The organism is Ruegeria sp. CF4, from assembly GCF_056537345.1.
The window spans coordinates 1-17618 of the sequence record NZ_JBQFRJ010000015.1; the positions used below are offsets into that span (position 1 = coordinate 1).

The 17618-nt window shown below is 55.0% G+C and carries 16 protein-coding genes and 2 pseudogenes; 8 read left to right on the forward strand and 10 right to left on the reverse strand.

The window, feature by feature from the left end; all coding sequences use genetic code 11:
* The 3 genes and pseudogenes from ACR0NF_RS20225 to ACR0NF_RS20235 all read right to left on the reverse strand — a co-directional run.
* Window positions 1–497: pseudogene (locus ACR0NF_RS20225) on the reverse strand (transporter); the annotation flags it as partial.
* A 40-nt stretch (window positions 498–537) separates the two neighbouring features.
* A complete protein-coding gene (locus ACR0NF_RS20230; RefSeq protein ID WP_480473228.1) occupies window positions 538–1548 on the reverse strand; it encodes a DUF1254 domain-containing protein in 1011 nt (336 codons plus the stop codon).
* 17 nt (window positions 1549–1565) lie between these two features.
* On the reverse strand, window positions 1566–2621 hold the full coding sequence (locus ACR0NF_RS20235; protein WP_480778849.1) for a DUF1214 domain-containing protein: 1056 nt from the start codon (window positions 2619–2621) through the stop codon (window positions 1566–1568).
* Window positions 2622–3098: 477 nt separating this feature from the next.
* On the opposite strand from ACR0NF_RS20235, the gene ACR0NF_RS20240 reads away from it, so the two are divergent.
* From ACR0NF_RS20240 to ACR0NF_RS20250, 3 genes are all read left to right on the forward strand, one after another.
* Window positions 3099–4172 carry an AraC family transcriptional regulator gene (locus ACR0NF_RS20240; protein WP_480473232.1) on the forward strand — a complete coding sequence of 358 codons (1074 nt, stop codon included), beginning with the start codon at window positions 3099–3101 and terminating at the stop codon, window positions 4170–4172.
* A 145-nt stretch (window positions 4173–4317) separates the two neighbouring features.
* Entirely contained in the window at window positions 4318–4986 is a 669-nt protein-coding gene (locus ACR0NF_RS20245) for an outer membrane protein (RefSeq protein ID WP_480667345.1), read from the forward strand.
* Between the two features lie 254 nt (window positions 4987–5240).
* Window positions 5241–6416: an alpha/beta hydrolase gene (locus ACR0NF_RS20250; protein WP_480473236.1), complete on the forward strand. Its 1176-nt coding sequence runs from the start codon at window positions 5241–5243 to the stop codon at window positions 6414–6416.
* A 347-nt stretch (window positions 6417–6763) separates the two neighbouring features.
* Here the strand turns inward: ACR0NF_RS20250 and ACR0NF_RS20255 are convergent, their stop codons facing one another.
* Window positions 6764–7087, reverse strand: a complete 324-nt coding sequence (locus ACR0NF_RS20255) for a hypothetical protein (protein WP_480473238.1) — start codon at window positions 7085–7087, stop codon at window positions 6764–6766.
* Window positions 7088–7122: 35 nt separating this feature from the next.
* Here ACR0NF_RS20255 and ACR0NF_RS20260 point away from each other — a divergent pair.
* A pseudogene (locus ACR0NF_RS20260) lies at window positions 7123–7308 on the forward strand (integrase); the annotation flags it as partial.
* A 246-nt stretch (window positions 7309–7554) separates the two neighbouring features.
* Here the strand turns inward: ACR0NF_RS20260 and speB are convergent.
* Window positions 7555–8499: an agmatinase gene (gene speB, locus ACR0NF_RS20265; protein WP_480473240.1), complete on the reverse strand. Its 945-nt coding sequence runs from the start codon at window positions 8497–8499 to the stop codon at window positions 7555–7557.
* Window positions 8500–8583: 84 nt separating this feature from the next.
* On the reverse strand, window positions 8584–9675 hold the full coding sequence (locus ACR0NF_RS20270) for an extracellular solute-binding protein (protein WP_480473242.1): 1092 nt from the start codon (window positions 9673–9675) through the stop codon (window positions 8584–8586).
* 172 nt (window positions 9676–9847) lie between these two features.
* Here ACR0NF_RS20270 and ACR0NF_RS20275 point away from each other — a divergent pair, with 172 nt between their 5' ends.
* Entirely contained in the window at window positions 9848–10648 is an 801-nt protein-coding gene (locus ACR0NF_RS20275) for a helix-turn-helix transcriptional regulator (protein ID WP_480473244.1), read from the forward strand.
* A 294-nt stretch (window positions 10649–10942) separates the two neighbouring features.
* Here the strand turns inward: ACR0NF_RS20275 and ACR0NF_RS20280 are convergent, their stop codons facing one another.
* From ACR0NF_RS20280 to ACR0NF_RS20295, 4 genes are read right to left on the reverse strand one after another with little or no spacing between them, the layout of a single operon-like run.
* The gene (locus tag ACR0NF_RS20280; protein WP_480473246.1) at window positions 10943–11740 is read right to left on the reverse strand and encodes an ABC transporter permease; all 798 of its coding nucleotides are present in this window, start codon (window positions 11738–11740) and stop codon (window positions 10943–10945) included.
* Entirely contained in the window at window positions 11737–12489 is a 753-nt protein-coding gene (locus ACR0NF_RS20285) for an ABC transporter permease (RefSeq protein WP_480473248.1), read from the reverse strand. The genes ACR0NF_RS20280 and ACR0NF_RS20285 overlap by 4 nt, the downstream gene beginning before the upstream one ends.
* A gap of 9 nt (window positions 12490–12498) precedes the next feature.
* Window positions 12499–13263, reverse strand: coding sequence for a transporter substrate-binding domain-containing protein (locus tag ACR0NF_RS20290; RefSeq protein ID WP_480778850.1), 765 nt, complete (start codon window positions 13261–13263; stop codon window positions 12499–12501).
* Window positions 13264–13304: 41 nt separating this feature from the next.
* Window positions 13305–14102: an ABC transporter ATP-binding protein gene (locus tag ACR0NF_RS20295; protein ID WP_480473252.1), complete on the reverse strand. Its 798-nt coding sequence runs from the start codon at window positions 14100–14102 to the stop codon at window positions 13305–13307.
* Window positions 14103–14179: 77 nt separating this feature from the next.
* Here ACR0NF_RS20295 and ACR0NF_RS20300 point away from each other — a divergent pair, with 77 nt between their 5' ends.
* The 3 genes from ACR0NF_RS20300 to ACR0NF_RS20310 are packed head-to-tail and all read left to right on the forward strand — an operon-like array spanning window position 14180 to window position 17618.
* A complete protein-coding gene (locus tag ACR0NF_RS20300; RefSeq protein ID WP_480473254.1) occupies window positions 14180–14836 on the forward strand; it encodes a TetR/AcrR family transcriptional regulator in 657 nt (218 codons plus the stop codon).
* Window positions 14833–16017, forward strand: coding sequence for a pyridoxal phosphate-dependent aminotransferase (locus ACR0NF_RS20305; RefSeq protein WP_480473256.1), 1185 nt, complete (start codon window positions 14833–14835; stop codon window positions 16015–16017). Before ACR0NF_RS20300 ends, ACR0NF_RS20305 begins: the two co-directional genes overlap by 4 nt.
* Window positions 16014–17618: a 5-guanidino-2-oxopentanoate decarboxylase gene (locus ACR0NF_RS20310; protein WP_480473258.1), complete on the forward strand. Its 1605-nt coding sequence runs from the start codon at window positions 16014–16016 to the stop codon at window positions 17616–17618. The genes ACR0NF_RS20305 and ACR0NF_RS20310 overlap by 4 nt, the downstream gene beginning before the upstream one ends.

The window sequence follows — 17618 nt, forward strand, 5'->3', positions numbered from 1 at the left end:
TCCCACAGATGATTGGCCAGCGCACCATAGGTCCACGGCCCGGTCTGTCGCAATGCAATGCCGGTGATCCCAGCAGCCCATGTATCACTCGATACGTCGCTAAAGGTTGGAAAGCGCACAACGGGACCCACGCCCCACGTTATGTCCCCGGTTCCGATTGGCGAGAACCACGCAGAGAACAGGATATCTCCGAACCCCTCCTGGCGTGTGCCCGGCACAACGTCTTCCTGCCAGATGTAAGGAATGATAGTTCGGGTAATCAGGTTAAGGTCATCGTTCAGTTGAAAGGGCACGACTGGTTGAAAGTTCAGCGTGGTGCGCGAGCCCTGATCAGAGACGCCCAGATTTTCATCATAGTTCAATTGAAACGGAACCGAGACGATTGCCGCAAGTGGGTTGGCCAGTTCCTGTGCCAGATCGGATGCCTCGTCTGCAACGGTTGTGGTTCCGGCACTGGCTGTAAAAAGCAGCCCCATAAGAGTATGGGATCGACGCATAGCCGTGTACTCCTTTTGAGATGCGGTTTGGGCGAGTGGCCTAGTTGATCGGCTCCAGCTTCGGGAAGGTCCAAGTGCCGTTCAGGATTGCACCCTCGGGCTCATAGAGGCGGATCGCGTAGTTCCAGCCCGGAGTAATCGGCAGACAATTCACGCGGCCATCGTCGCACCCGCCGAAATGCAACGTGACCGAGCCGTCTTCTGCTGCTTCGGCTGTGTAGCCGTTGTAGCTGTTTATGCCCAGATCATTGGCTTCCAGAAAGCCGTCACCGTTATAGACAGTCACCGACCAGAACGCCCGAACCGGCACATCCTTGACGGTTACCGCATGCGGTGTTTCGCCGTCATTCTGATCGACCGCGTCCAACAGATAGATCGCGGCCTCAGGCGGAAGACCGCCCCAGCCCGAGAAGGCGCCGACCAGAAACTGAACCGGATCAATATCGTCTTTTGTTCTGCCAAAGGCACGGGCTGAATCGGTGCCCAGCAAGGACAGGTCGTTTATCGCCTGACGCGCAGTGGCAAGCTGTTCGGTGTTCCAGTTCGGCGCGTCAAATGGACCCGTTCCACCGCCGCTGACGACAATTCCATCCTGTGCCGCTTGCGCGGCGGCAATATCATCCGGGTCGGTCACATCGACGAATGTGCGAAACGCGATGAAACCAAAGCGCGTACCAAGGTCTTCCTGTGTGATTTGATACGTGCCGGGCTCTGCCTCGGCATACATGAAGTGGTCCTGATTGATGACATGCATCGAGATATAACGGCCATCCGCTTCGGGCAATGTCACTTCGACGGGTTTGCTCAAATCCAGCAAGATGCCGGAGTAGAGCGTGTCCTGATTCATGCGGATAACCGGCTGGTTGTCCGGTGTGGTGGCTTCGCGCATATGCCCTAACTCGCCAACAGCGAGGCCGAGATTGGCTATGTTGGTGCGAAACATGTGATCTGTCTCGGCGCGCACAAGGGTGTCGACGGTCACATCGACCATGTCTTCGGCCCAAACGCCTGTCGGGAGTGTAAGCGCGACTGTCAGAAGAAGCTTTTTCATCGTAAGCATCCTGTTGTTCAGTTTGCGGGTTCTACGGAGGGGAAGACCCAGCTTCCGTCGATGACCTCTGGGCCCGGCTGATAAAGGCGCACGGCATAGTTCCAGCCATCCATGATCGGGAGACAGTTCATGCGTCCGTCGTCGCAGCCGCCGAAATGCACGGTCACACTGCCATCATCATTCTTGGTGCCTGAGACCGAATTGACCACATACGAGTCGAGGGAATTGAGTTCAAAAAACCCGTCTGCATTATAGAGGCTCACGGACCAGAACGCGTTCACTGGCACTTCCGCTGGGACCTGGATTTTGTATTCTCCAAGCGGCAGGCCGGGCTCGATATTCAGATAAAAGGCCTCGTCTTCGGGCAGTCCACCAAAGCCGACGGCGGTGCCAAGGAAATGGCGCAATGGGTCTACATGATCTGCCGTACCAAAAGTTCGGACGCTGTCTGTGGCGAACCTGCCCAGCTCAATTGCGGCTTGGCGCAGCGCCTCAAAGCTCTCCGCGTCGTAATTGGGCATTTCGAAGGGCGTTGCGGAGGCAGCATCAATGGTGAACCCGTCCTGAATTGCATTGACCGCCGCAACATCCTTGGGGCTCTCGGCATCCACCAGTATTCTCATGAAAACAAGTACGTAGGGGGTATGGAATGTATCCATGTCAAGCTGGAACACACCGCCACCGTCGAACACTTCATTGATGAAATGATCCTGATTGACCACCATCGTCGTCATGTATCGGTCGCCCACATCGGGCAGAGTCAGGGTTGCGCCTTGGCTGATATCAATAACCGCAACGCTGTAGAGTGTGTCGCGGTTCATCCGAATGGTGGGCTGATTGTCGATGGGGGTGGGTTCTTTGAAGTGAAAGAACTGATTTACGCCTCCGGCCAGGCCATTGTACGTCTTCAGTTCATTGTCTGTAGCAGCCCGAACAAAGTTGTTTATGGTAATGGGCACTTCGTATGTCTCAGCAAGTGCATCGACCGTGGTATCAAAGCTCTGAGCGGTCGCTGTGCTTCCAATCAGGACAGCTAAAGCAGCAAGTTTCCAGCGTTTGTGCGTGAGATTCATAGTTTGCCCGCTCCACTAGCCAATTACAGAAATGCATTGTTTGATGGTCCCGGCACCTGATCAAAAGCGCACTCTCGCGCCTCTCATTTTGTTGTTCTTAAAATGCTACAATCGGAGCCTTGGCCATCTCTCTCCAACAAACCACAAAGTTCGAATGTATGCCCTGACAGATTGGGGCGACCGCCTCCGAAAACTGGTCAAAAATGACAGGTAGCGATAGCACTTTGGCCAACAACTAGGGGCTCTCTATTAAAATTGACCCGGCGGCGGGCCTATCGTTCATGCAGTGGTGCCAGTTTGCTAGACTGCTCTCTGCAGTTGGCGTGGTTTAATTCCATTGAGCCTCTGCGAGCGGGCACCTGACTTTTTCATTCAAAAAAGTGTCTTCGGCTTTGACGCAGGTCAGGGACACAGAGCCGCGCTTGTCTATGCTTGACGTGCCCGGCCTTTCAATTGCGGTGTCTTAAGGGAGTTATGATGACAGGGCAGGACGCGCATGCTCGACACAGAACACCACCGCTTACACGCGGGCGGGTCATCGTCCCGCTTTTGCTTGCGTTTCAAGAATCCGGTCAATCTGTAGAAAGTCTCCTTGCGGAATTCGATCTATCCTTCTCGGAGTTGAGCGCTCCGAGTTGTTTCATTCCGCACGACACTGTCTATGCCGTGTTTGAAGCCGTCGCACAAAAGACATCCCCAGACTTTCCAGCACTTGTTGGTCAAACTTCAGATCCGACGATTGCATCCCCATTCGGACAGGCCTTTCGCGTCGCAAAATCGCTGGCTGATTTCATTGCCAGGTTCTGCGTTCATGCGGGAAACAACACAAATGCGGTCACCATGACACTTGATGTCTCTGGCGAGTTTGCCGTGCTGTCCGCCAAACGCAGATTCACGCCATGCTGTTCGCCCGCCTATATGGATGCGTTTCAGATCAGCCGATGGGCTACGTTGCTGCACGAAACTGCAGGTCAGCGTTGGGAAGCAAATAAGGTTCTTGTGCGTGTGAACCGTCCTGATCTTCTCCCGTCTTACTTCTACGGTATCCGGGCGATAGGTGCGGGCTCAGACGGGTATTCCATCCGCTTCCCAAGTGCTTGGCTTTTATTTGAACTGGTTAACCGAACCTCAACCGAGTACGTGTCGACCACTCAGGACGAAAAAAACCCAGTGCCTACAGATTTGCTGAGTTCGATCCAAAGCGTTGCCTACTCAATGGTCGGGCGCACGGACTTGTCGGTCACGACGCTCGCCAAGGCATGCGGTTTTCGAGGCGCGGTTCTCAACAGACGGCTTGCTGCCTATGGGACATCACTGTCTCGCATCGTTATCGAAGCTAAATGTGACCGGGCGAAGCGCCTGCTTTCAAAGTCTGAAATCTCAATGGGCGATATCGCGGCTCAGTTGGGGTATTCTGACGCGACGGCCATGACACGGGCCTTCAAGAAATGGACGGGTCAGACACCCTCAGAGTTTCGCACCCGTGAAATGAATGGCGTTGAGGCATCTGTTCCGATACTCGACCCGGTCGAATGCGATTGTGAAACGTAACAGGAATACGACGCGGCTCACGTTGTTGCCGCGCTTCAATCTTGGGATCAAAAAAGGGGAGCAGATCGTGGACTTCACACAAGTAAGGAGTATCGTGTGTAGCTTTCTAGTTGCGCCGACTACGCTGCTCTACGGATCTCCAGCAGTGGCTCAGGACTCTGGCTGGAGCTTTTACGGCAGCTTCTACATCTATGGCGCAGATACCGAGACAACCATTGGCCCCTTAGAGTCGGAACTGAGCTTCAGCGACGCACTTGATAATCTAGACCTCGCCTTTATGGGCACGGTTGAGGCGCGACACGGTCGATGGTCACTGATCGCAGACTACATGCGCACAGATCTGACATTTAAAGGCGACACCCCTGGCCCGGTGTTCAGCGGCGCAGAAACCAGCCTGAAGACACAGTTCTTCAGCGGGTATGCGGCGTACACGGTCTATCAGGACCAAGCTCTGGACGTCGATCTCGGGGGTGGGTTTCGTTGGTTTGATACCAGCAGCACAATCACTCTGGTCGGTGGCCCCAGCCCGGCACCAAGTGCAAGAACAAGTGACGATTGGGTAGATCCCCTAATTGCAGCCCGTATCCGGTATCAGATCAATGACCGCTGGTCAGCAATTGCCTTGGCTGACTACGGCGGATTTCGCTCAAATCGCGAAACGGCGCAATTTGTAGCTACAGTGGGGTATGCCATCACTCCAAAGTGGAATTTGCGCGCAGGTTATCGCTACATCATGGTCGACAAAGGTGAAGGTGATAGCAAGTTCAAGCTCTCACAATCCGGACCCGTGTTGGGTGTGACATACAGCTTCTGAGCAAGGGCATTATGCGAAAGGCGGCCATGCCGAACACAAACAGGTCTGAAGTGTCGAAATTGCACCAAGGCGCGAGCAGCGGTGCCGACATGCTTGGGACAGACAATTGCAGTTGGATGCGAACAGTCGGACAAAGGCAATTGAGGAAAGGAACGACGAGGCGACTGATTACCAGAGCTTTGCCTACGGCAACCGTGTGTTCGTTCTGTATCCTGGCTGCCTGCGGGCCAAATATCTATGACGAAATTGAACTGATGCCTTCACCAACGGTCTATGCCGAGGCTGCTTTTGACCCTTACAAGGACATCACGGCAGACAACTTCGTGCAGCGTTCGCAGCTATTCTACGCCACAGATCGGCTGCCCGCGGTTCCCGGCGACCCACAAGCCTATTACAACAATGAGCGCGGTCACATTCTGCGTACCGGCATTGCCGAAGTGCAAAGCAACCCCCCATTGGCGACGTTGGAAAAGCTTCGCCACGTTACTATGACGCGCGACCGCGCTAAGGACTACACGCTCAGCTTGTCTGACGTACAAGAGATTGGTGTCATGCCATTCAGCGTCACGCGCTACATGAACGATCCACCTTCGCAACAGGAGATGAAGGCAGCTGGACTTCGGTTTGCCCAACGGATTGACGATCACCTTGCAGCCTCTCGCAACAAAGACATTTTCATCTATGTCCATGGCTACAATGTCGATTTTGATTACTCGACCCTTGTTTCCAAAGAGTTGCAGCACTTTCTGGGCTATCAGGGCGCCTTCATCAGCTACAACTGGCCCGCTACACCCAATCGCCTGGCGTATTTTCGGGATCAGGAATCTGCATTGGCGACGCGCCGCAATTTGCGGTCTCTTGTCGAATACCTGTCGGCAAACACCAACGCCCGGCGCATTCACCTTATAGGATACAGCGCAGGCTCAAGGCTCGCATTTGAAGCCGCCTATCAGATTGCTCTGCAGCCTCGGTCAAAGCCACGGCTGGGACGGCTGATCCTGATCAGCAGCGATCTTGATCGCAGCTACTTCTTGCAATCGATTGAAGACGGCCTTCTGGATGCCGTTACAGATGTGACACTCTATCAATCGCAGACTGATTCAGCGCTGGCGATGTCACGGTTGGTCTTCGGTCGCGACCGTCTGGGTCAGGTTTCCGATGAAGCAATAAATGGGTCTCTGTTTCAGCGCCGACTTTCTGAGATGAAAACCCTACATATCATCGACGTGACCGAGGCCGAAGCGGCCGATACAGGAAACGGGCATTGGTATTTCCGATCTTCGCCATGGGCCAGCAGTGACCTGTTCATTTCTCTGCTTACAGACCGAGATCCTCAAGCGCGCGGGCTTGTGCGTGCTCCGGGCGAAGCTGTCTGGAGTTTTCCACCGAACTATCCGCAGACACTAAAACGGTATCGAAATGGCAGCTAATACTGGGATTCCAACGGATGAGAACCATTTGAACCAGATTTTGATTGTGTTCTATGAGCCTGACAACGCACCTAGAGTGCCAGCGCAAAGCTGACGTTCGAGCAACGCGCAGCATCGGTTTAAGCGGGCTCGTCCCAGACCTCGGAGCAGATGCAACATAAGCCCCTACCCTGTTTTCCGCGACATACTCAACGGCCCATAAAAGACATTGGTCGCACCGTCAGGATGCCGCGTTTGCAAACTGCTTTCTGGACATTCACTGCGCGAGAGTAATTTGGTGCCTGGATAACACGCACCTTGCCGGACCAAAGCGGTCAGACATAAGGTGTGACCGAACGTCAGCTTTTTTATTGATCAAGCCTGAGGCGCGAAATCACTATCGTCGCAACGAGGAGAATAGAGCCGCCGACTGTGAATGGCGCACCAACGGAAAACAGACCGACCAGCAATGCGCCCACAAATGGTGCGGTCAGCAGCGCCAACGTATTTGCGGCTTCGCTCAGTGCCGTTACCGACCCCATCCGGTCGGGCGAAACAGTATTTTGCAAGATGATGCGCACCGGGATCACGGCCATGGCGGACGTCAGTCCCAAAACAAGGAAGAGCAATATGAATGCCTGAAGGGGCATGGATGCGCTCAAGAGATCAAAGATCCCGAGCGTCAGGAGCATGCCGCCCCCGACAAACGTGCCGAACGCGATCCACCTTGGACCCTACGTCTTATGGCACGCACTCTATGCGGCGGACCAAGGTGGCACACATCTACAGGAAGACCGGTAACCTGCGAGCTGTTCAGTTGCTCCTCGGTCATGCCAAGATGGACAGCACTGTCCGCTATCTCGGGGTCGAGATCGAAGACGCTCTGGCGATCTCTGAAAGCGTGGAAATCTAAAAAGTGGGCTGCCTGCAATGGCGGCCCAAAGTTAAAGTTTTTCGAAGTCACCCGCGCTGCGCCGCAGTTCCTTGTAGCGGACATGGACGTGCACGAAATCTATCATCTCCCAAAGAGAAACCGATTTACCGCAGCGCAGTCAAAGTTTCGACTATCTGTTTACGTCTTCTACCTTTTTCAATGGTCCGGTCTGTAAACATAGGAATTATGAACGGCGGTTTCGCTCACAAGCCATCTCTCTATTTGCTATTTACGCGCCTTTGCAATTAGGCAAACCATATCAAGCAAGAGCGATGCCCCGGCCAAAGCTGTAATCTCAGCATGATCGTACGGAGGTGAGACTTCGACGAGATCGGCCCCGACAAGGTTGACCCCGTCGAGCTTTCGCACCAAAGACTGCCCTTGATAGGTAGACAGTCCTCCGCATACCGGCGTTCCGGTTCCGGGCGCGAATGCCGGATCAAGCGCGTCAATATCGAAGGTCAGGTAAGCAGGCCGGTCTCCTACGGTTTCTTTGATGCGCGCAACCGTTGCATCAATCCCGTTCTCGTGAACCCAATTTGCGTCGAGTACCGTGAACCCGTGGGTCTTTTCATTCAGCGTGCGCATGCCTACCTGTACTGACGTCTCAGAGGATATGATGCCTTCGACAGTGGCATGGTAGAACATTGAACCATGGTCGATCCGCTTTGGGTGTTCTTCCCATGTATCCGAATGGGCATCAATCTGGATCAGCGAGATAGGGCCGTGGCGTTCTGCCTGCGCCTTAAGGATCGGATAGGTGACCGAGTGATCTCCGCCCATCGTCAGAAGAAAGGCACCAAATTTCAGGATTTCCCGCGCTTGGTCCTGAATTTGCAGCGCAATCTGCTCTGGAAAGCCTGGGTCGATATCACAATCGCCGTAATCAACCATGTTCAGGGTTTCGAAGGGATCAAACCCCCAGGGCCAGGGCCCACCATCCCAGGCGAGGTTGGTCGATACAGCACGAATGGCACGTGGCCCGAACCTGCACCCCGGGCGATTGGTCACAGAGAGATCATAGGGAACGCCCCATGTAACCATATCCGCGCTCTTTAGATTGCGGGAATATTGTCGCCGGAACAGACTTGTCGCTCCGCTAAAGGTCGGCTCATACCCCATGCCCATTTCGTTTTGCGCCAGAAAGGCGCGGTCGGTTGAAGTCACCATTATTGGCTCCGTTGATTTTGATGGTTGCTGCCCGAGTGTCGGGGAATTGCAGTTCTTTCCCGCCTTTGCCGGGCTTGGCAGGGTTCAGGTGCCGGATTTTACATTCGTCCAAAGACGGTTGCGATTGCGCAGCGTTTTCGCGCCGACACTCAGATCAGGGAAGAGTCGTCTAAATGTCGCCTCATCCGGGTAGATTCCCGGGTCGGTCAGAATGGCTTCCTCTACAAATGTATCTGCTGCGGAATTCGCATTCGCAAAATAGACGTAGTTGGACACTCCTGCGATGACATCAGGCCGCAGCATGTAGTCAATGAACCGATACGCTTCATCCGCCCGCGTAGAATCCACCGGAATGGACATGAGGTCGATCCACATCAACGTGCCTTCGCTTGGAATTGAATACAGAATTTCGACACCATTGCCGGACTCCATGGCACGGGCCTGAGCTATGCCGGCATCACCACTGTACATCACTGCCAAACAGGCATCTCCTCCGGGCAAATCTGTAGATGCTTTCTGGTTGTGAAAATAACGAATGGACGGTGTGACGGCCTCGAAGAGGTCCTGAACCCTGTCGAGATCGGCCGGGTCATCGGAGTACGGGTCAGCCCCGAGATAGTTCAGCGCCACCGAGACCATTTCTACCGGTGAGTCCAGCACGGCAATCCCACAGTCGGCAAGCTTGGCGGTGATCTGAGGATCAAAAAGAACGTCCCAGGATGTGATGACATCCGTGCCCAGCCGCTCTTTGATCATGGCCGGATTGTAGGCAAGCCCTACCGTGCCCCAAGTGTAAGGTACGCCCAATTGCCGGGCACCGGGCATACTTTCGAGCGACGCCAGAATTTTCGGATTGAGATTGTCGTAGTTGCTCAGGCGCGCTGGGTCGATCGGATGCAACGCCCCGGCCTGAAACTCTCGCTGCGCATTGGACGCGGCGGGGAAAACGACATCGTAACCTGACGCCCCTGTCAGCAGCTTGGTTTCCAGAACCTCGTTTGAATCGTAATAGTCCAGGCTGACATGTGTCCCGGTCTCCTTTTCGTAGTCCGAAATCGTCGTTTCGCCAAAGTAATCAGCCCAATTGTAGATTGAGAGGTCTTCGGCGGAAGCCGGAAAGGTAATCGCGAGGTTTGAGGCAATGGCAACAGCCGAAAGGCCAAAATGCGGTTTCATCGTATCTCCTCCTTGTTGCAGAATCTCGCCCTGAATTTTCACGCCCGGAGAGGCTTTGGTGACGAGGCACAGTCAGCACCCCGGGCGAGCGCTCTGACATCAACAATGGAATTGAATGGCCATCACTGTAAATTTGCGGTAGGATATATATCTTTAGTTATAGGAATTGGCTTTGTTACCAGACAGAGACGACATCTCGGCGGCCAAGTGGGATGAGACCTACGCAATCTTGTTGGAGCGGTTGGAAACAGACTTCTTCCCAACAGCTCTGAGGAAGATTCTGGAACTGCATGTCAATTTTGAAACGATGATCCTCACGCGGTATCAGGATCAAGCACCACCTGTCTCGCTTTATCACGATCTCGACGACGTGCAGGCGGCCATATCAATTCAGTTTTATGCAACCGGCCCATACCTGCTGGATCCGTTTTCGCAAGCGTGTAGATCGGGAAAAGAACCCGGCGCTTACCGTCTGGCCGATTTGGTCAATGAGGCGTTCTTTCGTTCAGAGTACTACCGCACCTTTTATCGCAAGGTTCGGATCAGCGACGAGTTGGGGGTGTTGATCAGACGAAACACCGGGGACTGGGTTGTAATATCCCTGTCGCGAGGCGCCCGTCAGCGCCGGTTTACCCCTGAGGATGTCGCGAAGATCAATTCCATCCATAAGACCCTGTCGGCCGCCGTGATCCGAAACTGGAACCTGAGTGGTGCCGAAGATCAACGGGAAGCCCTGAATCAGGTTGAGGAACGGTTGGCTGCGTTTGGGGCGGACAGGTTAAGCCCAAGAGAGGCCGAGGTCGTGCGCCTTGTTTTGCAAGGCCACTCAGCCGGCTCTGCTTCCGCATTTCTCGGGATCACCGAAGGTACAGTCAAAGTGCATCGCCACAACGCCTACTCCAAGCTAGGCGTCAGCTCGCAGGCAGAGTTGTTTTCCGCAGCCACACGATATCTGGCATCAAAGCAAACTTAGTCTTGGGAAGCTGACAGACTACAAAGTTATTCCGATTGCCGGAATCTGTTGAATTTGGCCCATTCCCGACATTGGGCATAACAATCATTTTCTGCGGTCGCAGCCCGCATTGCCGCCATTCGCTGCACAAGCAAAGTGAGGAGCCACTCGAACTCTCAGCCTAAAGGGCAAAGCTGACGTTCCATATGCAGTTTCGATTAACCACCTTGCTTGTCTTTTTGCAATTTCAATAATTCTGGTTAATTCTTTAAGAATTGTCTTTGGGCGTCAGCTCTTTCTCCGCTTCTATAGATACTATCCGAAGCTGCCATTCCTGCGTCCAGTACCAAGTACCTTAACTTCTAACCAGTGGAAGCCCAACGCGATCACACCCGCCACGAGAATGTAAAAAACCGCCAACAGGATGAGCGGTTCATAGATTATGAACGTGTCTGAACGCACCCGAGAAGATACTGCGTAGATATCGACAACGGTGATGGTCGCAACCAGTGGGGTTGCCTTCAATTGCAGGATGGTTTCACCACCCAGCGTTGGCAATACATTTCGAATTGCCTGCGGCAACCAGATACGGCGAAACATGGTTAGACGTGGCATGCCAAATGCCTTGGCTGCCTCAAGCTGGCCCTTGGCGACCCCTTTGAAGGCACCGCGCATCACCTCTCCTTCGTAGCCGGCATAGGACAACGTCAGCGCCAGTACTGCATAAGGCCAGGCCTGCCGCAAATAGGGCCACAACTCGGAAGAGCGTATCCAGGGGAACTGCGGAAACAAAGACCCAAGCCCATAATACAATAACCAGAGTTGCAGCAGCAGCGGTGTGCCGCGGATGATAGTGCAAAATGCCTTGGCAGGGGCGGCAAGATACCAAGGCCCAACCGCCTGTGCCAATCCAAGTGGAACGGCGAGTAGGAAACCCAAAACTACGGTGACCACCAACAGCCAGATTGTCGTCCAAATACCCTGAAGGGCGAGCGGCGCATATTTCGGGATCCAGTCCCACTGAAGAGAGACGGCGCACCAGACAACGATTCCAGCGAATATCAGCATCATCACAATGCGATGTGGTTGCATCAACGATCTGAAATCAATCATCTGCCCCCTCCTTTAAGGGAGGGTTGGCCGCGACGCGCCCATTTCTCAATCCGAGCGAAGATGCCGCCCGAACACAGCGTTACCATGAGATAAAGAAATCCCGCTGCCAGAAAGAAAGTAAAATAGGCGCGTGTACTGCTTGCAGCCTGGCGGGTTTCCAGTGTCAGCTCGTTGAAACCCACAACAGCGAGCAACGCGGTATCTTTGGTTGCAATCAGCCACAGGTTGGCAAGACCTGGCACGGCGAAGCTCATCATGGCCGGGATTGTCACGCGGCGCATGGTCATGAAGGCGGGCATACCGTAGGACTTGGCCGCTTCGATCTGACCGGGCGGAACCGCCTGAATCGCGCCGCGCAAAATCTCGGTCGCGTAAGCGCCCTGGACCACACCCAGCACCCATATGCCTGCGCCAACACCACTGACCTCAACCCGACCCCCGCCCATCGCGGCAGAGATTTTGTTTATGATGTCAGATCCCACGTAATACAGGATCAGGATCAGGACCAGCTCGGGCACGGCCCGGATCACCGTCGTGTAGATGGCGAGAAGATCGCGCGTGACCTTCCCGCCATAGAGTTTGCCATAAGCTCCGAACAATCCGATCACGAGACCGAGGGCGTAAGCGCCGAAAGCAATCTGCAATGAGTGGGACAATCCGCGCAGCAGATTGCCCCCCCATCCCGGTGGCGAGAGCGACAAAAGCTCTGCGCTCTGCGCCAATCCAAGTGAATCCAACAGTCCGTTCACGGCAGCGGCTTAGTAAATGCTGGCCGAGAAATAGTTCGAAGTGATCTTCTCGTGCGTGCCATCGGCAAGAATTGCGGCGATGCCTTTGTTCAGCGCCTCACGCAGGTCATCTTGCCCTTTGCGCACGCCAGCCCCGACGCCACGCCCCAGAATGGCGGGATCATCCTTCACGGCACCCTTGATTTCGCAACAGGCACCCGCATCCGAATTTACGAAGTCGGCCATGGCGATGCTGTCGGCCTGAGTTGCGTCAATACGGCCTGCGAACAGGTCCTGATTGGCCTCATCCTGAGTTTGATAGACGCGCAGTTCGGAATCCTTGAAGTATTCCTGTGCATAGGCCTGATGGATGGTCGAAGCCTGGATGCCAACAACTTTACCTGCCAGCGACTCTGGCGTCGCTTCGATATCCATCGATTTATCCGCAACTATGACGGCGGGTGTGTTGTAGTAAGGATCGGTGAAATCAATGGTTTTCAGCCGCTCTTCGGTGATCGACATCGAGGCCATGATGGCATCGATCTGCTGCCCGGTCAGCGACGGGATGATACCGTCCCAAGCCACCGGCGTGATAACACAGTCAAGTTCCGCTGCTGCGCAAACAGCATTGATGACATCGATCTCCCAGCCAACCCAGGTGCCTGAACTGTCCAGCGAAGCGAATGGCGGATAGGGTTCGGCCGCAATACCAATCTTGACCTCTTCAGCATTGGCGACACCAGCCGAAAAGATGGCGGCGGCAAGCCCCGATGCGAGTAGTTTCTTGACGTTCATTTTGTTACTCCCTTTTGGTTCATTCGTTTGTTTTGACTGAATCAAGCGACCGAGCTGAGGAATTGCTTCAACCGTTCTGATTTTGGGTTACCGAAAACCTCGGCAGGCGGACCTTGCTCTTCAATGCGGCCCTCGAAGAGATAGACAACGTGGCTGGCAACTTCGCGCGCGAACTTCATTTCGTGCGTGACCAGCAGCATGGTGCGGCCTTCGGCGGCCAGATCGCGGATCACGGTCAGAACCTCGCCCACAAGTTCGGGATCAAGCGCCGAAGTCGGCTCATCAAACAGCATGACCGACGGGTCCACCGCCAGCGCCCGCGCGATGGCGGCGCGCTGCTGCTGGCCGCCCGACAGATAGGCCGGATAGGTGTCGGCCTTATCGCCGAGGCCCACCCTTTTCAGCAATTCATGCGCCCGCGCGATGGCCTGAGCCTTAGGCACCTTCAGCACATGCACCGGGACCTCGATCACGTTTTCCAGAAGCGTGCGATGGGTCCACAGGTTGAACTGCTGAAAAACCATGGCCAGCCGGGTGCGGATACGTTCGATCTGTCGCCGGTTCGCGGGGTTGCCATCGGCGTGCATTTCAATCAGTTCACCCCCGATGGTGATCTTGCCCGAGCTCGGCGTTTCCAAGAAGTTGATACATCGCAGCATGGTGGATTTGCCAGAGCCTGATCCTCCGATGATGGCAACAACATCCCCTTTGTTAGCTGTCAGGGACACGCCCTTCAAAACCTCTAGCGAACCGAAGGATTTGTGCAGGTCTTCAACCTTAATCGCCTCATTGGACGCAGTTGCTTCGGGTGGGGATGTTGCTGCTTCGGCTGTGTCCATATCCAACAATCTTCTGATTTCCGCTTGCAGTAAGCCTCGAAAATCGCAATTATGCAAGTGTATAATAACACCCAGCCATGGATGAACCGGACGTGCAGGACCAAATCCGCAAGTTTACACGTGAGTCCGCCGAGTTTCGGCGCGAGGCGCTGATATTGGCGACTCTGAACCTGATAGCTGAGATGGGTGTTCGCGGGGCCACCGTACGAGAGATTGCAGCCCGCGCGAACGTGACCCAAGGGTTGATCCGCCATTATTTCTCTTCAAAGGAAGAACTGGTTCAGGCTGCGTATGAGCACCACATGAATACGCTGACCGATCAGACAGCGGCTTCGTCAGGAACGGGAAGCGCGGTATCTCAGTTGACAAACTTCGTTGACGCGTCGCTGCGACCACCGATCGTTGATCCAAGCGCCGTAGCCTTGTGGGCTGGCTTTCTGAACAAGGTGCAGAATGATCCGAAAATGCAAAGCATTCACCAACAGACCTATGACTATTTCCGGGGTCACCTTGAGGAGCTGATCGTTGCCGCATTGCAAGAAACCGGGCGCTCGGTCGCAGCGTCGGAGGCAACGCAACTGGCTATTGCCTGTAACGCGGTGATCGACGGCCTCTGGCTGGAAGGGGGTGCGCTTCCGGATGCCTTTTCCGAAGGACAACTGGCACAGATCGGACTGGACTCTGTCGGCGCTATTGTCGGGATTCCGTTGACGAAAGAGGTGGAGCAGCCATGAAAACCACATCAGTGACCGAAAGGTTAGCAGGCCTGGGTGGCGCCAAGTGGGGCGTACATCTAAAAGCCCGCGACCTTATCAAAGCCGGCGCGGATATCGTCGAGATGACGATTGGCGAACCGGATGTGCCTGTGCCCGATGTGTTGGTCGAGGCCACCGTGACCTCACTACGTGCGCAGCGGACAGGGTATTCCAACGGACGCGGTGAAGCTGGACTGCTCGACGCGCTTGCCGTGCGCTATTCAACCTCTCGCGGGCGGGCTTTTTCACTCGAGAACTTTCTCTGCTTTCCCGGGACACAAACCGCCCTGTTCACAGCGATGGCTGGAGTTGCTGAGGCAGGTGATGAAGTTCTGGTTGGTGACCCGATGTACGCAACATACGAAGGGGTCATACGCGCCTCGGGTGCGGAAATGGTTCCCGTTCCACTGCATCCAGAGCACGGGTTTCGCATGCAGGCCGGAGATATCGCGGCGCGGATCACGCCGCGCAGCCGCGCCATTCTTCTAACCACGCCCCATAACCCAACAGGTGCAATCCTGACTGCTACGGAAATTGCCGAAATCGGACAACTCGCGATAGCGCATGATTTGTGGATCATCTCGGACGAAGTTTATGAAGATCTGATCTTTGACGAGGCCGAATTTGCTTCACCATTGGCAGACCCGAAACTGGCGGATCGTGTCATAGGTGTATCATCCATCTCGAAATCACATGCTGCCCCAGGGTTTCGTAGCGGTTGGTGTGTCGGACCAGCAGCGTTTTGTGAAGCGCTGCTGCCGTATTCCGAAACAATGCTCTTTGGCAATCAGCCCTTCATCGCGGACATGACCGAAAAGGCAATCCGCGACGGGTCCGAGGTTGCGCCCGGCATGGCCGCTCGTTTCTCTGGCCGCGCCACCCTGCTGGCTGATCGTCTTGAAGCAGAAACGGATCTGACGGTTCATCGCCCAGAGGCGGGAATGTTCGCCCTCATCAACGTTTCTGCCACCGGGTTTGATGGCGAAGATTATGCGTGGGATCTGTTGCAGGCCGGGGTGGCTGTCATGCCAGGGTCCGCTTTTGGCAACGGTCTGAAAGACTGGGTCCGGGTCGCGCTGACGATTAGTGACGCCGATTTTGCCACAGCGGTTTCTCGCATCATTGATCACGCCAACAGCAAATCACGCGAGGTTGCATGAGCGGAATGACAATCGGTGAAGCTTTGGTTGCCAAGCTTCGCCAAAGAGATGTGACCTGCGTCTTCGGAATTCCGGGCGTTCACACGGTTGAGCTGTATCGCGGGCTTGCGGCCTCGGGCATTCGTCATGTTACGCCCAGGCACGAGCAGGGTGCCGGTTTCATGGCTGATGGCTATGCGCGTGTTTCGGGGAAACCAGGTGTGACCTTTGTGATCACTGGCCCCGGGTTGACCAATACGCTGACGCCCATGGCGCAGGCGCGCGCTGATTCAATTCCGATGTTGGTGGTCTCTGGTGTCAATAAAACCGCTTCACTTGGCAAGGGCTTGGGACATCTGCATGAATTGCCAGACCAACTGGGGCTGGCCAGAACAGTTGCGTTGGTGTCAGAACAAGTTGCTGACACCCAAGCGCTGGACCCGGTTTTGAACCGTGTTTTTCACAGCCTGACAGATGGTCGCCCGGGACCCGCGCATATCGAGATTCCATTGGATATCGCGGCTTCTGAGTATCAAGAAACGCCAGTTGAGGCATTCGACCCAAAGCCCTCGTTCAACCAAGCACAGATCACGAAGGCTGCGAAGCAACTGACTGAGGCAAAGGAAACTGTCATTCTGGCGGGTGGTGGCGCAAAACGTGCAGGGCCCGGTCTACGGGCATTGGCCGAAGCGCTGGATGCCCCCGTGGTGCAGACTGTAAATGCGCGCGGCTTGATACACGGGCATCCTCTGACCGTTCCAGCCAGCCCCAGTCTGAACGCGGTTCGTTCACTGATAGAAAGCGCCGATTGCGTACTAGCTTTGGGAACCGAGCTGGGGCCGACCGACTACGATATGTACGACACAGGCCAATTTGCTAAAATGCCGGGCCTTATCCGAGTTGATCGGTGCGCCAATCAACTGGCCCGTCATGACGCAACGCTTACCATTCTAGGTGACGTTGACTTGGTTGTGGGGGCTCTATCCGAAGCTTTACCGCATGAAGCAAAGCAAAACGGCGGAGCCGAACGAGCCAACAAAACACGCAAAGCCGCCTGGGAGGAGATTGGTGCGAGTTATCGCGATCAGGTAGAAATCCTGAATGCAATTCGCTCTACCGCGCCGAATGCGCTCATGGTCGGTGACTCAACTCAACCGATTTATGCGGGCAATCTTTTCTACGATCATGACCGCGCAGGTGGCTGGTTCAATTCAGCAACGGGATATGGTGCTCTCGGATATGGGATACCTGCAGCCATCGGCGCATCGATCGCCGATCCAACCGCACGGGTTATATGTATTACCGGCGACGGAGGCGCGCAGTTTTCATCGCCTGAGATCATGGCGGCGGTAGACGAAAAACTGCCGATTACCTTCGTGATCTGGAACAATCGCGGGTACCGGGAAATTGCCACGTCGATGCAGGATGTGGGCGTGACCGACATCGGATGTGAACCTTCGCCCCCCGATTTTGCTGCAATGGCAAAGTCCTTTGGTATTCCATTCACCACGGTTCCACCCGAACCGCAGACCATCGCGCAGGCGTTGCGCAAAACTGTCGCCCGGGGCGGGCCGGCAATGATCGAAGTCTCCGCTCCGCCATTCGAACCTCAGAAAGATTGA

Bases quoted from the DNA above. Each gene is read 5' to 3' on its own strand.
- ACR0NF_RS20230 (WP_480473228.1), bottom strand. From the start codon at position 1,548: ATGAAAAAGCTTCTTCTGACAGTCGCGCTTACACTCCCGACAGGCGTT.
- ACR0NF_RS20235 (WP_480778849.1), bottom strand. From the start codon at position 2,621: ATGAATCTCACGCACAAACGCTGGAAACTTGCTGCTTTAGCTGTCCTG.
- ACR0NF_RS20240 (WP_480473232.1), top strand. From the start codon at position 3,099: ATGACAGGGCAGGACGCGCATGCTCGACACAGAACACCACCGCTTACA.
- ACR0NF_RS20250 (WP_480473236.1), top strand. From the start codon at position 5,241: ATGCCTTCACCAACGGTCTATGCCGAGGCTGCTTTTGACCCTTACAAG.
- ACR0NF_RS20255 (WP_480473238.1), bottom strand. From the start codon at position 7,087: ATGCTCCTGACGCTCGGGATCTTTGATCTCTTGAGCGCATCCATGCCC.
- speB (WP_480473240.1), bottom strand. From the start codon at position 8,499: ATGGTGACTTCAACCGACCGCGCCTTTCTGGCGCAAAACGAAATGGGC.
- ACR0NF_RS20270 (WP_480473242.1), bottom strand. From the start codon at position 9,675: ATGAAACCGCATTTTGGCCTTTCGGCTGTTGCCATTGCCTCAAACCTC.
- ACR0NF_RS20280 (WP_480473246.1), bottom strand. From the start codon at position 11,740: ATGATTGATTTCAGATCGTTGATGCAACCACATCGCATTGTGATGATG.
- ACR0NF_RS20290 (WP_480778850.1), bottom strand. From the start codon at position 13,263: ATGAACGTCAAGAAACTACTCGCATCGGGGCTTGCCGCCGCCATCTTT.
- ACR0NF_RS20295 (WP_480473252.1), bottom strand. From the start codon at position 14,102: ATGGACACAGCCGAAGCAGCAACATCCCCACCCGAAGCAACTGCGTCC.
- ACR0NF_RS20300 (WP_480473254.1), top strand. From the start codon at position 14,180: ATGGATGAACCGGACGTGCAGGACCAAATCCGCAAGTTTACACGTGAG.
- ACR0NF_RS20305 (WP_480473256.1), top strand. From the start codon at position 14,833: ATGAAAACCACATCAGTGACCGAAAGGTTAGCAGGCCTGGGTGGCGCC.
- ACR0NF_RS20310 (WP_480473258.1), top strand. From the start codon at position 16,014: ATGAGCGGAATGACAATCGGTGAAGCTTTGGTTGCCAAGCTTCGCCAA.